Raw genomic sequence first — 11,660 nt, forward strand, 5'->3', positions numbered from 1 at the left:
AGGGGCATAGCATGAGCGATACCGATCAAACCGGTGAGCAGAGCGCGATCGTGGACTATGATATTCATAAAGTCCTCAAAGCTCTGCCGCATCGCTATCCCCTCTTGCTGGTTGACCGAGTTCGCCGGATTGAGCTTGGAGAGCGAATTCATGCGGTGAAGGCCGTCAGCATGAATGAGGAGTTTTTTCAGGGTCATTTCCCTGGTGCTCCGATCATGCCGGGCGTTCTCCAGATCGAAGCGCTCGCTCAGGCCGCTGCAATCCTTGGTATCGAAACGCTGGAACTTGCTGGCACCGGAAAGCTCGTCATCTTTATGGGCATTGATGGCGCCAAATTTCGTGCGCCTGTCACCCCGGGTTGCTTGCTCGATCTCGAGGTTGAATTCCTCCAGAAGCGCCGGACGATCTACAAGTTCAAAGGCAAGGCGAGTGTCGAGGGCAAGACCACTTGCGAGACCGAGTTTACCGCAATGATCGCCGATCCGCCTGGGGATTAGGCTTGCATTTGCGCTGCACCGCGTTATGTGCGCGCTTTCCCAATTCAACAGCGCATCCGGTCGGAACCGGTGAAAGCTACGAAGGACAAAGACGATGAAAGCCGAAGGGCATCCCGATTATCACATGATCACGGTCAAAATGACCGATGGCACCGAATTTCAAACCCGCTCAACCTGGGGCAGCGAAGGCGATACGCTTTCGCTTGATATTGACCCGACAAGCCACCCAGCTTGGACTGGCGGTCAGAAACAGATCCAGGAAGGTGGCCGCGTGGCAGCCTTTAACAAGCGTTTCGGTGGGCTTTCGCTCAAGAAGTAGGCTTAGCGAGCAACCAATCCACGAAAAACAGGCCGCGTTGGGTATACCCATCGCGGCCTTTGTTTTTCTGACTACTGCATTGCGCTAAGCACGGTGCATGAATGCGTGGATCTACCTTGCCATTGCCATCATTCTTGAGGTGACGGGCACCATATTTCTCAAGCTTTCGGACGGCTTTGAGAAATGGCATTGGGGCATCGCTTCGATTGCCTCTTATTCGGCCTGCTTCTGGGCGCTCGCTCCTGCAATGAAAGTGCTGCCCGTTGGGGTGGTGTATGCGATCTGGTCTGGAGTGGGGATTGTCGCCATCAGCTTGATCGGTATTTTCGCGTTCGATGATAGGCTAAGCGCGCTTCAATACGTGTTCATTGCGATGATCTTGACCGGGGCCGTAGGGCTGAACCTGACCGTCCAGAACGGATGAATCTGCAGCCTAAACCCGATCGAGCGGGATGTGCCGTCCGTCAGGCGGATCTATCGAAATTCGGTCACCTGGACGAATGATCCCGCCCTTGAGTGCGACACTCATAATCCCCGCCTTGCGAATGATCCGCTCGCGCGTGTTGAAAGCGAGATGCTTCAAAAGGCCGGGTCTGAAATTATTGATCTGGCCGCACGGATTTCTGAGACCCGTCACGCTCAACACCACTTCGGGGCCAATGCGAAGCAAGGTATCGCGACCGAGTTCAAGCAGTTCAATGCCGCGCGTGGTGATGTTCTCGCCGAGGTCACCCGGACGAACCGTAAAACCTTTCTGGGCTAGTTCGCCAAACAGCTCGCTGTGGATCAAGTGAACTTGCCGCAAATTGGGGGCTTTCGGATTCGCCGTGACTCGGCTCAAATGCTGAACGGTTTCACCAGCATGTGCATCTCCGCGCACACCGAGCCCGGCCATGATGCGAATTTCGCGCGCTTTTGGTTTTGAGAATCGGTGCAGGCTGTCGCGACTAACAGCGACAACATTCCCGCTCAGCGCGGGCGCGCCTGATGCTTCTGTTGCCATGGTTGATCCCACACCCAAGGACAATTGTTGACTGGAAGCTGCGCCTCTTGAGAACCGAATGCAAGTGTATTCGGTGCATCATACGCCATGTGGCCTACAAGTGGGACGGCAGAAGCATCGACTTGGCCTCACGCCCAGGGGCGTTCGCGATACCATTTGGTGATGACGTATTTGAGGCCTTTGCGCACCTTCATCCCGTGATGCAGCGTGTTTGGGTTGACGCTTCCGTCAGCTCTTTTGTTGTTCCAGCAAAGCAGCTTGTCAGCTTCAGGCTGAAAGGTTTTTGATACCGCCTTGAACCGCGTAGCGCCGCCCGCTTCGACATCGTTTAGGTAAATCATGAATGTCCAGGTGCGATTGCCAGCTACTGAGCAGAATTTGTCAAAATCGGTACCGCCCGGCGTGAAGTAATCAGTATGCGGTTTGAATTCTTGGCCCACATCATAGCGTTGGCCCTGCAATGGTTCGCCATACACCGGGTCAATGCCGTTCAAGGCGCTTAACAGGCTTTCCATTGCGGCAACTGCAGGCTCTGCTGCATCAAGATCGCAGGTTTCGCTGGTGCGGAAATAGTCATCGCCATTGTGGTCGGCGATTGTGGAGGGCCGACGGTCTTTCTCGATAAGCGCAATCAATTGCTCGCGCAGGCTCTGTGTCACGAAGTTTCGGATTTGATAAATTTCCGCCTTCGGGCTTGGGACGCGCTGCACGCCTGCCTGGTTGCTCAAATGATCGGCGACAGAATCGACAAACTCTCTCATCACGGCATCTCTATAAGTGCTTTTGCGCGAAACAAGGGCGGCGCGACGGACCGCCGGTGATCGGCCTGCGAAATAATCTTGCGCTCAGACGATTTCCACGCAGTTTTCACTTTCCTTGAAAAGCGCTTTGTGCAACAGGCTCGCTCCCTGTCCTGCCGTACTTGACCCACGGTTCGCGACGCGTAACAGGCACGCATAGTGCACGCTTGGCATTCCAGGGTTTAGCCTCGTTGCAGGGCATGTGGCGATCGTAGCTCAGTTGGTTAGAGCGCCGGTTTGTGGTACCGGAGGTCGGGGGTTCGAGACCCCTCGATCGCCCCATTTTCCTGATTTTGAGAGTGCGAAAACACCTTCGTCTGCCATGCGCTGAATATGTGCGCTGGAACAAGGATGTATGCGAATGACCGCTTTCTGGACCGAGCCTGATTTTGACGATCACGAAATGGTGCACTTTGTGCGCGATGCAAAGGCGGGTCTCACAGCGATTATTGCGGTGCATTCCTCGCATCTTGGCCCCGGTGCCGGTGGCACGCGGTTCTGGCACTATCCCAATCCGAAAGACGGCTTGCGCGATGCTTTGCGCCTGTCGCGCGGGATGAGCTACAAAAACGCAATGGCTGGGTTGCCGATGGGCGGTGGCAAAGCTGTGATCCTCGCGGACGAAGCGCGCACCAAGACGCCTGAATTGCTCGCCGCATTCGGTGATGCTGTCGAGGCGCTTGGCGGCCGTTATGTGACCGCAGAAGATGTCGGGATTTCCGAGGCTGACATGGTTGCTGTGGCGAAACGCACGCAGCACGTTTCTGGCTTGCCGGTAGAGGGCGAAGGGGCTGCTGGCGGCGATCCCGGTCCTTTTACCGCGCATGGAATTTATCTCGGTATCAAGGCAGCCGTTCGTCACAAGCTTGGCAAGGACAGTGTGGCGGGCGTTCATGTCGCAGTTCAAGGCACGGGCAGTGTCGGCGGCGGTGTCGCGCGATTGCTGGCTGCTGACGGAGCGAAGCTGACACTGTCCGACATTCGCGAAGAAAGCGCTAATGCACTCGCCAAGGAGCTTGGTGCGGAAACCGTTGCGTCCGAAGCTGTCTTGTCGACGCCTTGCGATGTGCTGAGCCCGAACGCGTTGGGCGCGATCTTCGATGATGACACTATTCCCGCTTTGCAGGCGGAGATCGTCGCGGGCGGTGCGAACAACCAATTGGCGCGAGCAGGACACGGCGCGAAGATGTTTGAACGCGGCATCCTTTATGCACCTGATTATGTGATCAATGCTGGAGGAATTGTTTCGGTTGCATCTGAGTATCTAGCACGGCGCGACGGCACTGTTTGCGGACGGTCAGACGTGCTCGATCGGATCGGCCATATCCCTACCCGGCTTGAAGAAATCTGGCAGGAAAGCGATGCGTCGAAAACCTCACCCGACGTGGTGGCAGACCGGATGGCGCAAGCGTTGATTGGGCGCGGTTAAGCAATGCCGGGCTGTCTTGGCCCGTTTGCACGGCCTTTTGCGTCTTTTGCGCGTTGCAGCCTCTTGGCTCAGTCGGGCACAGACACTATGCCAAAGCGTTAAAGAGCCGACATGCACATTTACGCGAACCCTAAGCGCTTTCTGACGCTTGCCAAGTGGCTGATGCCGCTCACACTATGGAGCGGATTGGCACTGGCTGGCGGTGCGGTGTTCTGGGGGCTAATTATGGCCCCTGCCGAGGCATTGCAGGGCGAAAGCGTACGAATTCTGTTTATCCATGTGCCCTCTGCATGGTTGGCCATGGGCGGCTGGGCCGGCATTGCGATTTCAAGCGCTATGTTGCTTATCTGGAAGCATCCTTTGGCGGCGATTGCCGCGCGCGCAATTGCAGCGCCTGGACTGGTGTTCTGCGCGATTTGCCTTGCCACAGGCTCCATCTGGGGGCGGCCAACATGGGGCACCTGGTGGGAATGGGATGGCAGACTTACAAGCATGCTAGTGCTGTTGTTCTTGTACGCAGGCTATATCGCTTTGTCGCAAGCGACCGCGCGATCAGGCGGCTCTGACAAGATCGCGGCTATCTTTGGGCTCATTGGAGCAATCAACATCCCCATCATCAATCGCAGCGTCGTTTGGTGGAACTCGCTCCATCAACCGCCCAGTATTACCGCTGGCAAAAGTGCGATGACGGCTGAGTATTTTATTCCTCTGCTTGTCGCCGTAATCGGTTTCTCGCTCCTGTTTAGCGCTGTTGTCCTCATGCGGATGCGCACTCTGATTGCAGAGCAACAGGTAGAGGCCCGTCTGCGCCGCCGCGCGCTGGACGATGAACCTGCGGTTCAGCCGAGCAGCCGTATGGAGACGGCGTGATGCGCGAAAGTCTGGATCATTGGCCCTATGTGATCGGCGCTTATGGCGTCGGCGTTGGCGCGATTGTGATGCTGATTGTATTCAGCTGGCTCGCCATGAAGCGCGCGGAAAAACGCCGCGATGAGGTGAAACGGCGATGAGCCAGACTAATGCGCCGATGAAAGCCAAACACCAGAGGATGGTGCTTGTCGTTTTGGCCGTACTCGCAATTGTTGGGGCAGGGTTTCTTGCCGCATGGGCTTTGCCCAACCAAGCCAATTTCTTTTACCTGCCCGAGCAAATGGTTGAAGACCCTCCCGAAGTGGGCCGCGCTGTGCGCCTTGGCGGGATGGTCGCACCCGAAACGCTAACGCAACTTGACGACGGCGTAACCGTGGAATTCAAAGTGTCCGGCAACACGGCCGATTTGGTTCAGGTGCGCTACACCGGCATCCTGCCTGATCTCTTTGTTGAAGGATCAGGCGTCGTTGCGGAAGGGTCCTTGTCAGAAGATGGCGTGTTCGTCGCAACCAACCTTTTGGCCAAGCACGATGAAAACTACGTGCCGCGAGAGCTCGAAGGGCTTGAGCAGCATCAGGCAGCCGATGTAGTCGCTGACACTACCGTTGGCCTCGATTAGGTCGGGCGGGCTTAAGCGATGATACCTGAGATTGGCCTTGCCGCCCTGTGGCTTGCCGCAGCGCTTTCGGTGCTGCAACTGGTTGCAGGGGCGCTTAGTGTGAAAGAAGCGCCAGCCGGGGGAGCATCGCCCTTTGCATTCTACGCTCGGCCTGCGGCTGTTGTGCAGGCATTGCTAGCGACTGTGGCTTTTGCTGCTCTGCTGTACGCGTTCGCGGTGACCGATCTTTCAGTCAAACTGGTCGCCACCAATTCGCATTCGGCAAAGCCGCTCCTTTACAAACTGACTGGAACATGGGGCAATCACGAGGGATCGATGCTTTTGTGGGTGGCGGTTTTGGCGCTGTCTGGAGGTTTGCTTGCCGGGCTGGAGCGGCGTCTGCCAGAGCGGACCATGCAGGCAGCACTTGCGGTGCAAGGCTTTGTTGCGCTTGGGTTTTACGCTTTCCTTATCGCATCCTCCAATCCCTTTGAACGCTTGCCTATCCCTGCAGCCGAAGGGATTGGCCTTAACCCGCTCTTGCAGGACATCGGTCTCGCCCTGCATCCGCCGACACTCTACGTCGGATATGTCGGACTATCGGTGGCGTTCAGCTTAGCGATGGGCGCGCTCATCACTCGGCAGGTGACGCCGGAATTCGCGAGGGTCATGCGGCCATGGGTGCTGGGAGCTTGGGTGTTCCTTACGCTCGGCATTACGGCAGGGAGTTACTGGGCATATTACGAACTTGGCTGGGGCGGCTGGTGGTTCTGGGACCCGGTTGAAAATTCATCGCTGATGCCATGGCTTGCAGCAACAGCGCTGATGCATTCGGTGAGTGTTCTCGCCGCCCGCGATGCCCTTCGCACGTGGACGATCATGCTGGGCGTACTTGCGTTTTCGATGTCGATGCTGGGGACATTCCTTGTGCGTTCAGGCGTGCTCACCAGCGTCCATGCATTTGCAGTGGATCCGGAACGCGGAACTTTTATCCTCGTACTGCTGCTCATCTATATTGGTGGGGCGCTGGGCATTTTTGCCATGCGAGCAAGCGCGGTTGCCGAGGGAAAAACCTTTGCGTTCACCAGCCGCGAAGGTGCTCTTGTGTTCAACAATGTGATGCTGACGGCGATCCTTGCGATTGTGCTGCTGGGCACGCTTTACCCGCTTCTGACCGAAGCATTTGATGTGAGGGTGTCGGTCGGCCCACCGTACTTCAACCCCGCCTCTGCCATGTTTGCGATCCCGATGTTCCTTGTGATGGCGGTAGGGCCCCTTTTGCGCTGGAAGCAGGATACAGCAGGGCGGATCAATCGCGAGCTTGCTGCTCTTGTGGCTATCCTCGTTGTGGCGGCCGTCCTGATCGCATTGCTCGCGGAGATCAGCGTGCTTGCGCTTCTCGGCCTTGCCCTTGCAGCAGTCTTGGCAATCGCAGCCCTTCTGCCTTTGCGCGGACGCAAGTTGGCGCGCGTGCCCACTGCCACATGGGGCATGGTTTGCGCGCATTTTGGCGTGGCAGTGGCCCTGTTCGGGATGGCATCGGAAAGCGCATTTACCGAAGAGAAGCTCGCTGCTGTAAGCGCGGGCGAAACAACGCAAGTTGGCGATTGGAATGTGACGCTGAGCAGTGTCGATGCAGTTGCAGGACCAAACTGGACTGCGATGGAAGCCCGGCTTTCCGTGGCGCGGGGGGAGGGGGCGCCAACTGTTCTCAACCCACAATCGCGCAATTTCTGGTCACCCGTGCAGGCCACGAGCGAAAGCGCGCTCCTCACCCAATGGGATGGCCAACTTTATGCGACAATCGGGCAGAGTGTTGGCGTCGATGATGACGGCAATGAACGCTGGCAGCTGCGCATCTGGTGGAAACCGTTCGTGACGTTCATCTGGTATGGCGGATTGCTTGTCGGATTTGGCGGGTTGCTGGCCATGGTTGGCCGCATTCGCGATGATCTGCGCCGGAGGAAAGGCGTCCAGCGCCGTGAGGAAGAACAAGCCGACATAGAAGAATTGAATGCTGGTCCGCGGACTTTGCCGGAGCCTGCGGAATGAACCGTCTTGTTTATCTTATCCCGCTGGGTGTGTTTGCCTTCATCGCCGGTCTGGGCGGCTACATGCTCACGCAGACCAAGGATGAGGCCATCCCATCACAGATGGTTGAAAAGCCCCTTCCACAATTCGATCTACCTCCGGCAACAGACGGGATTAAGGGCGTTTCGAGGACAGACCTGATCGGAGGCGAACCCAAATTGCTCAATCTATGGGCCAGCTGGTGCCCGCCCTGCATTGCCGAGGCTCCGCATCTTGATACTCTGAAAGAGGCAGGGGTACCGATTTACGGCATCGCCATGCGCGATACTTCTGAAGATGTTGCAGCTTTCCTCGCCAATCATGGAAATCCATATGTGGCGATCGGCCATGATGAGATTTCGGCAATCCAATTTGAGCTGGGATCATCGGGTTTGCCCGAGACCTTCGTGATCGATGGTGATGGCGTGATCCGATATCAGCATATTGGTGACATTCGCGAAGAGCACGTGCCGATGCTTCTCGAATTGTTGGAGCAAGCCAAGTGATGCGCGCGCTGCTCTTTGCTCTATTTGCATTGATGGCGGCTCCTCTCGCTGCGCAGGATAAAGCGCCGCCCGCGCCCTATGCCAATGTGCAACTGGAGGATGCTGCGCTTGAGGCGCAAGCGACCGATTTGATGGAGACACTGCGCTGTCTCACCTGCCAATCGCAATCCATCGCTGACAGTGACGCGCCGATTGCAGGCGATATGCGGCATCAAGTCCGGGTACGGTTGAAAGCCGGACAATCGCCTGATGAGGTCCGCGATTGGCTGGTGGATCGCTATGGTGATTACGTCACCTATACTCCGCAAGTTAGCAGCACGACGTGGCCGCTTTTCGCTGTGCCTGCTCTCGTCATCGTGCTGGTTTTGCTTGTCCTTTGGCGGCGTCTCAGGGGACGTAAAGTGCAAGAGGGTGGCGGGCAATGATCGGTTGGTTCGCCGTGCTGGCCCTAGCAATTGCGACCTTTGCGGTTGCAATCTTTGTGCTCAAGCTGCCCAGACAAAGCTGGACGCTGTTTGGCGCGGTGCTTTCGATCGGCTTGGCTGGCTATGCGTGGCAGGGCGTACCCGAACAGGCATCCAGTCCCAAGCAGGCGCAAGTAGACACAACGGGCTCGGGCGAGGCCATGATCGAAGCGCGCAAGCAATTGTTTGACTCCGCGCAATTAAAGCCTGCCTATCTCATCACATCAGATGCTTTTGCGAGGCAGGGCCAGTTCGATAACGCTGCAAACCTGCTGCGCATTGGATTGCGAGACAATCCCAATCACCTTGAAGGCTGGTTGGCGCTCGCAATGGCATTGACGGGTCATGCGGATGGCGTGGTGACGCCGCCTGCTCTGTATGCCTATGGGCGTGCGCGCGAGATTGATCCTGCCAATCCCGGCGCAGATTTCTTTCTTGGCATTGCCTATATGCAGACGGGGCAAATTCGGAATGCACGCGGTGTTTGGGGGGAATTGCTTTTGCGATCGCCCGAAGATGCTCCATGGAGGCCCGAACTGGAACAGCGTGTAGAGGCGCTTGATCAAATGATCGCCAATGCTCCCATGCTGCAACAGCGTGGACAATAGGCGCGACGCTGTGTTGCGAGTGGTAATATCCAGTGCTAGGGGCGCGGCCCTTCGGGAAACAGAGCCCGCACACGGGAGTTTCGCATAAGATGAGCGAGACAGCAGCACCAGCACACCAGCCTCCCACCGGAGGCAAAGGGCACAGCGCGTCGAAGGGCGCGCTGGCTATTGGTGCGATCGGCATCGTTTTTGGCGATATCGGGACGAGCCCGCTTTACGCTTTCCGTGAGACATTTGCCGGCACTGCGAACATCGCGATTGACCGCATGCACGTGCTGGGCGTCGTTAGTCTGATCTTTTGGTCGATGCTGCTTGTGGTGGCGATCCAATATGTGACCATTCTCATGCGCGCCGATAACAAGGGGCAGGGCGGAAGCCTTGCCCTGGTGGCGCTGCTGTCTCGGCATATGGGAAAATCGAAATACGGCTGGTTGGTCGTGCTGCTGGGCGTCTTCGCGACGTCGCTTTTCTATGGCGATAGCATGATTACGCCTGCCATCTCGGTTTTGTCAGCGGTTGAGGGACTAACCGTAGTCGATCCCGGCTTTGAACGCTTCGTTATACCGATTGCCTTGGGCCTTCTCGTGTTCCTGTTCCTATTGCAGAGGCGCGGAACGGCGAAAGTGGGCGCGCTCTTTGCGCCAGTGATGATCGTCTATTTCACCGTCATCGCAGGGCTTGGCGGTTGGCAGATCTTGCAGAACCCTGACATTTTGTGGGCGCTCAATCCCTATTATGCCTTCATGTTCTTCGTAACAGATGGCGTCGTGGCGTTTCTGGCGCTGGGTGCGGTGGTGCTCGCAGTTACAGGCAGTGAAGCGCTCTATTCCGATATGGGGCATTTTGGGCGCGGACCGATGCGGCTTTCTTGGTTTGGCTTTGTCATGCCCTGTCTGCTTTTGAACTATTTCGGGCAGGGCGCGATGATTGCTGGGCTTCCTGCTGAGGAAGCGGCCGTAGTTGTACAGAACCCGTTCTTCCTGCTTGCTAGCGAGGAATGGCGATTGCCGCTCGTTTTCCTCGCGACCGTTGCAACCTTTATCGCAAGTCAGGCAGTGATTTCGGGTGCGTTCTCGATCACGCACCAGGCGGTGCAGATGGGCTTCATGCCGCGTCTCAACATCCTCCACACATCGGAGACTGAAGGCGGGCAGATCTACATCCCCTTCGTCAATTGGGCACTGATGGTGGCGGTGATCATTCTGGTGCTCACATTCCAGAATTCATCGAACCTTGCGAGCGCCTACGGCATCGCGGTGACGGGCGCCGTGACCATTGATACGCTGTTGATGGCAGTGCTGCTGGTGACGGTGTGGAAATGGAAGTGGTGGTACGCTGCGCCGGTCGTACTCTTATTCCTGATCGTTGATGGCGCGTACTTTGCTGCCAACCTTACGAAGGTTCCACAAGGCGGCTGGTTCCCGCTGGTTGTTGGCCTTATCGCGTTTACGCTTTTGACAACCTGGGCACGCGGGCGAAAGCTGATGCGGGCCAATATGTCGGAGCACGCGCTTCCGATCGAGATCTTCGCCAAGTCCGCAAAGAATTCGGCATTGAGAGTTCCAGGAACCGCGATCTTCATGGCGAGCCAGAGTTCGGGCGTTCCGTCCGCGCTGCTCCACAACATCAAGCACAACAAAGTACTGCATGAGCGGGTCGTGATCCTAACGGTCAACATTCAGGACGTGCCCTATGTCGATCCTGACAAGCGTTGCGAATACACCGATATGGGCGATGGGTTTTACCGAGCAGTGCTGCATTACGGCTTCATGGAGGAAACTGACGTGCCCAAGGGGCTTGAAGGGATGGGCGTCTATTGCGGCGGCCATTTTGACATGATGCACACCAGCTTCTTCCTCTCACGCCAGACGCTTCTCGCATCGGACAAGCCGGGAATGCCGATCTGGCGAGAAAAGATTTTCGCATGGATGCTGCGCAATGCGGCAAGCGCAATGGACTTCTTCAAACTGCCGACGAACCGAGTCGTTGAATTGGGCAGTCAAGTCGAAATCTGAGCTAAGACTCGAGTCTTTCACAGATTTATTCGCCGATAATTTGGGAACTGCGTCCAAAATGACGGGTTTCTACTATCCGTTAAAACCCTAACCCGTGTTTACTCTATTCGGAAAGTTTCTCCACTTTGGAGTTAACCTTTCGCACGGAGCCGTCCCGATGTGGTCTTATCCTCACGAGGCGTTTCCGGATGAAAGATGTAGCGTGATACAGAATTCAACAAGGGCAGAATTACGAGCTAGGCAATTGGTCAAACTTAAAGGGGAATAATTATGGCAGCGCGCCGCATTTACAGCTCCGGTCACAGAGATAACCGTTTTGGGCATTACGGATATCTGGATTTCGGCACCAGCCGGGTCGTCGACAATCAGGAAGAGGTCCTGCAGGCCGTCCGTACAGAACGGGCCCGCCGCGATCTCTACATGAATTGCGAATTGGCAGGCAGCGCGTGGGAGTACCACGCAGCCTGATATAGTGAGGGGG

The 11,660-nt window shown here is 56.7% G+C and carries 15 protein-coding genes and 1 tRNA gene; 14 read left to right on the forward strand and 2 right to left on the reverse strand.

Going from position 1 to position 11,660, the window contains the following annotated elements:
- Positions 1–11: 11 nt before the first annotated feature.
- The 3 genes from fabZ to AUC45_RS00385 all read left to right on the forward strand — a co-directional run bounded on the left by fabZ (position 12) and on the right by AUC45_RS00385 (position 1,240).
- The gene (gene fabZ / locus AUC45_RS00375; RefSeq protein WP_067596764.1) at positions 12–497 is read left to right on the forward strand and encodes a 3-hydroxyacyl-ACP dehydratase FabZ; all 486 of its coding nucleotides are present in this window, start codon (positions 12–14) and stop codon (positions 495–497) included.
- 94 nt (positions 498–591) lie between these two features.
- On the forward strand, positions 592–816 hold the full coding sequence (gene rpmE, locus AUC45_RS00380) for a 50S ribosomal protein L31 (protein ID WP_067596766.1): 225 nt from the start codon (positions 592–594) through the stop codon (positions 814–816).
- Positions 817–913: 97 nt separating this feature from the next.
- On the forward strand, positions 914–1,240 hold the full coding sequence (locus AUC45_RS00385) for a multidrug efflux SMR transporter (RefSeq protein WP_067596768.1): 327 nt from the start codon (positions 914–916) through the stop codon (positions 1,238–1,240).
- 9 nt (positions 1,241–1,249) lie between these two features.
- On the opposite strand, the gene AUC45_RS00390 is transcribed toward AUC45_RS00385, so the two are convergent.
- Together AUC45_RS00390 and AUC45_RS00395 are read right to left on the reverse strand one after the other, a co-directional pair.
- A complete protein-coding gene (locus tag AUC45_RS00390) occupies positions 1,250–1,819 on the reverse strand; it encodes an MOSC domain-containing protein (protein WP_067596769.1) in 570 nt (189 codons plus the stop codon).
- 128 nt (positions 1,820–1,947) lie between these two features.
- Positions 1,948–2,580 (reverse strand): 2OG-Fe(II) oxygenase, encoded by a 633-nt coding sequence (locus AUC45_RS00395; protein WP_067596771.1) that lies wholly within the window; start codon positions 2,578–2,580, stop codon positions 1,948–1,950.
- Positions 2,581–2,824: 244 nt separating this feature from the next.
- Here AUC45_RS00395 and AUC45_RS00400 point away from each other — a divergent pair.
- The 11 genes from AUC45_RS00400 to AUC45_RS00445 all read left to right on the forward strand — a co-directional run bounded on the left by AUC45_RS00400 (position 2,825) and on the right by AUC45_RS00445 (position 11,647).
- Positions 2,825–2,901, forward strand: a tRNA-His gene (locus AUC45_RS00400).
- Between the two features lie 79 nt (positions 2,902–2,980).
- On the forward strand, positions 2,981–4,048 hold the full coding sequence (locus tag AUC45_RS00405; RefSeq protein ID WP_067596773.1) for a Glu/Leu/Phe/Val dehydrogenase dimerization domain-containing protein: 1,068 nt from the start codon (positions 2,981–2,983) through the stop codon (positions 4,046–4,048).
- A 111-nt stretch (positions 4,049–4,159) separates the two neighbouring features.
- Entirely contained in the window at positions 4,160–4,918 is a 759-nt protein-coding gene (gene ccmC, locus AUC45_RS00410) for a heme ABC transporter permease CcmC (protein ID WP_067596775.1), read from the forward strand.
- A complete protein-coding gene (locus tag AUC45_RS15440; protein WP_082700891.1) occupies positions 4,918–5,058 on the forward strand; it encodes a heme exporter protein CcmD in 141 nt (46 codons plus the stop codon). Before ccmC ends, AUC45_RS15440 begins: the two co-directional genes overlap by 1 nt.
- Positions 5,055–5,537, forward strand: a complete 483-nt coding sequence (gene ccmE, locus AUC45_RS00415) for a cytochrome c maturation protein CcmE (RefSeq protein WP_233998480.1) — start codon at positions 5,055–5,057, stop codon at positions 5,535–5,537. Before AUC45_RS15440 ends, ccmE begins: the two co-directional genes overlap by 4 nt.
- 18 nt (positions 5,538–5,555) lie before the next feature.
- On the forward strand, positions 5,556–7,568 hold the full coding sequence (locus tag AUC45_RS00420) for a heme lyase CcmF/NrfE family subunit (RefSeq protein ID WP_067596779.1): 2,013 nt from the start codon (positions 5,556–5,558) through the stop codon (positions 7,566–7,568).
- Entirely contained in the window at positions 7,565–8,092 is a 528-nt protein-coding gene (locus AUC45_RS00425; RefSeq protein WP_067596781.1) for a DsbE family thiol:disulfide interchange protein, read from the forward strand. Before AUC45_RS00420 ends, AUC45_RS00425 begins: the two co-directional genes overlap by 4 nt.
- On the forward strand, positions 8,092–8,517 hold the full coding sequence (locus AUC45_RS00430; RefSeq protein WP_067596783.1) for a cytochrome c-type biogenesis protein: 426 nt from the start codon (positions 8,092–8,094) through the stop codon (positions 8,515–8,517). Before AUC45_RS00425 ends, AUC45_RS00430 begins: the two co-directional genes overlap by 1 nt.
- On the forward strand, positions 8,514–9,164 hold the full coding sequence (locus AUC45_RS00435) for a tetratricopeptide repeat protein (RefSeq protein ID WP_067596785.1): 651 nt from the start codon (positions 8,514–8,516) through the stop codon (positions 9,162–9,164). Before AUC45_RS00430 ends, AUC45_RS00435 begins: the two co-directional genes overlap by 4 nt.
- A gap of 89 nt (positions 9,165–9,253) precedes the next feature.
- Positions 9,254–11,179: a potassium transporter Kup gene (locus tag AUC45_RS00440; protein ID WP_067596787.1), complete on the forward strand. Its 1,926-nt coding sequence runs from the start codon at positions 9,254–9,256 to the stop codon at positions 11,177–11,179.
- A 270-nt stretch (positions 11,180–11,449) separates the two neighbouring features.
- Positions 11,450–11,647, forward strand: a complete 198-nt coding sequence (locus tag AUC45_RS00445) for a hypothetical protein (protein ID WP_067596789.1) — start codon at positions 11,450–11,452, stop codon at positions 11,645–11,647.
- Positions 11,648–11,660: the final 13 nt, after the last annotated feature.

Source organism: Erythrobacter sp. YT30, from assembly GCF_001542875.1.
Taxonomy (GTDB): Bacteria; Pseudomonadota; Alphaproteobacteria; order Sphingomonadales; family Sphingomonadaceae; genus Erythrobacter.

What these genes read in the sequence shown, in the direction of transcription:
- AUC45_RS00430 (WP_067596783.1), top strand. Translation starts at nt 8,092, where the DNA reads ATGCGCGCGCTGCTCTTTGCTCTATTTGCATTGATGGCGGCTCCTCTC.
- ccmC (WP_067596775.1), top strand. Translation starts at nt 4,160, where the DNA reads ATGCACATTTACGCGAACCCTAAGCGCTTTCTGACGCTTGCCAAGTGG.
- AUC45_RS15440 (WP_082700891.1), top strand. Translation starts at nt 4,918, where the DNA reads ATGCGCGAAAGTCTGGATCATTGGCCCTATGTGATCGGCGCTTATGGC.
- fabZ (WP_067596764.1), top strand. Translation starts at nt 12, where the DNA reads ATGAGCGATACCGATCAAACCGGTGAGCAGAGCGCGATCGTGGACTAT.
- rpmE (WP_067596766.1), top strand. Translation starts at nt 592, where the DNA reads ATGAAAGCCGAAGGGCATCCCGATTATCACATGATCACGGTCAAAATG.
- AUC45_RS00435 (WP_067596785.1), top strand. Translation starts at nt 8,514, where the DNA reads ATGATCGGTTGGTTCGCCGTGCTGGCCCTAGCAATTGCGACCTTTGCG.
- AUC45_RS00445 (WP_067596789.1), top strand. Translation starts at nt 11,450, where the DNA reads ATGGCAGCGCGCCGCATTTACAGCTCCGGTCACAGAGATAACCGTTTT.
- AUC45_RS00405 (WP_067596773.1), top strand. Translation starts at nt 2,981, where the DNA reads ATGACCGCTTTCTGGACCGAGCCTGATTTTGACGATCACGAAATGGTG.
- AUC45_RS00395 (WP_067596771.1), bottom strand. Translation starts at nt 2,580, where the DNA reads ATGAGAGAGTTTGTCGATTCTGTCGCCGATCATTTGAGCAACCAGGCA.
- ccmE (WP_233998480.1), top strand. Translation starts at nt 5,055, where the DNA reads ATGAGCCAGACTAATGCGCCGATGAAAGCCAAACACCAGAGGATGGTG.
- AUC45_RS00420 (WP_067596779.1), top strand. Translation starts at nt 5,556, where the DNA reads ATGATACCTGAGATTGGCCTTGCCGCCCTGTGGCTTGCCGCAGCGCTT.
- AUC45_RS00440 (WP_067596787.1), top strand. Translation starts at nt 9,254, where the DNA reads ATGAGCGAGACAGCAGCACCAGCACACCAGCCTCCCACCGGAGGCAAA.
- AUC45_RS00425 (WP_067596781.1), top strand. Translation starts at nt 7,565, where the DNA reads ATGAACCGTCTTGTTTATCTTATCCCGCTGGGTGTGTTTGCCTTCATC.
- AUC45_RS00390 (WP_067596769.1), bottom strand. Translation starts at nt 1,819, where the DNA reads ATGGCAACAGAAGCATCAGGCGCGCCCGCGCTGAGCGGGAATGTTGTC.
- AUC45_RS00385 (WP_067596768.1), top strand. Translation starts at nt 914, where the DNA reads ATGAATGCGTGGATCTACCTTGCCATTGCCATCATTCTTGAGGTGACG.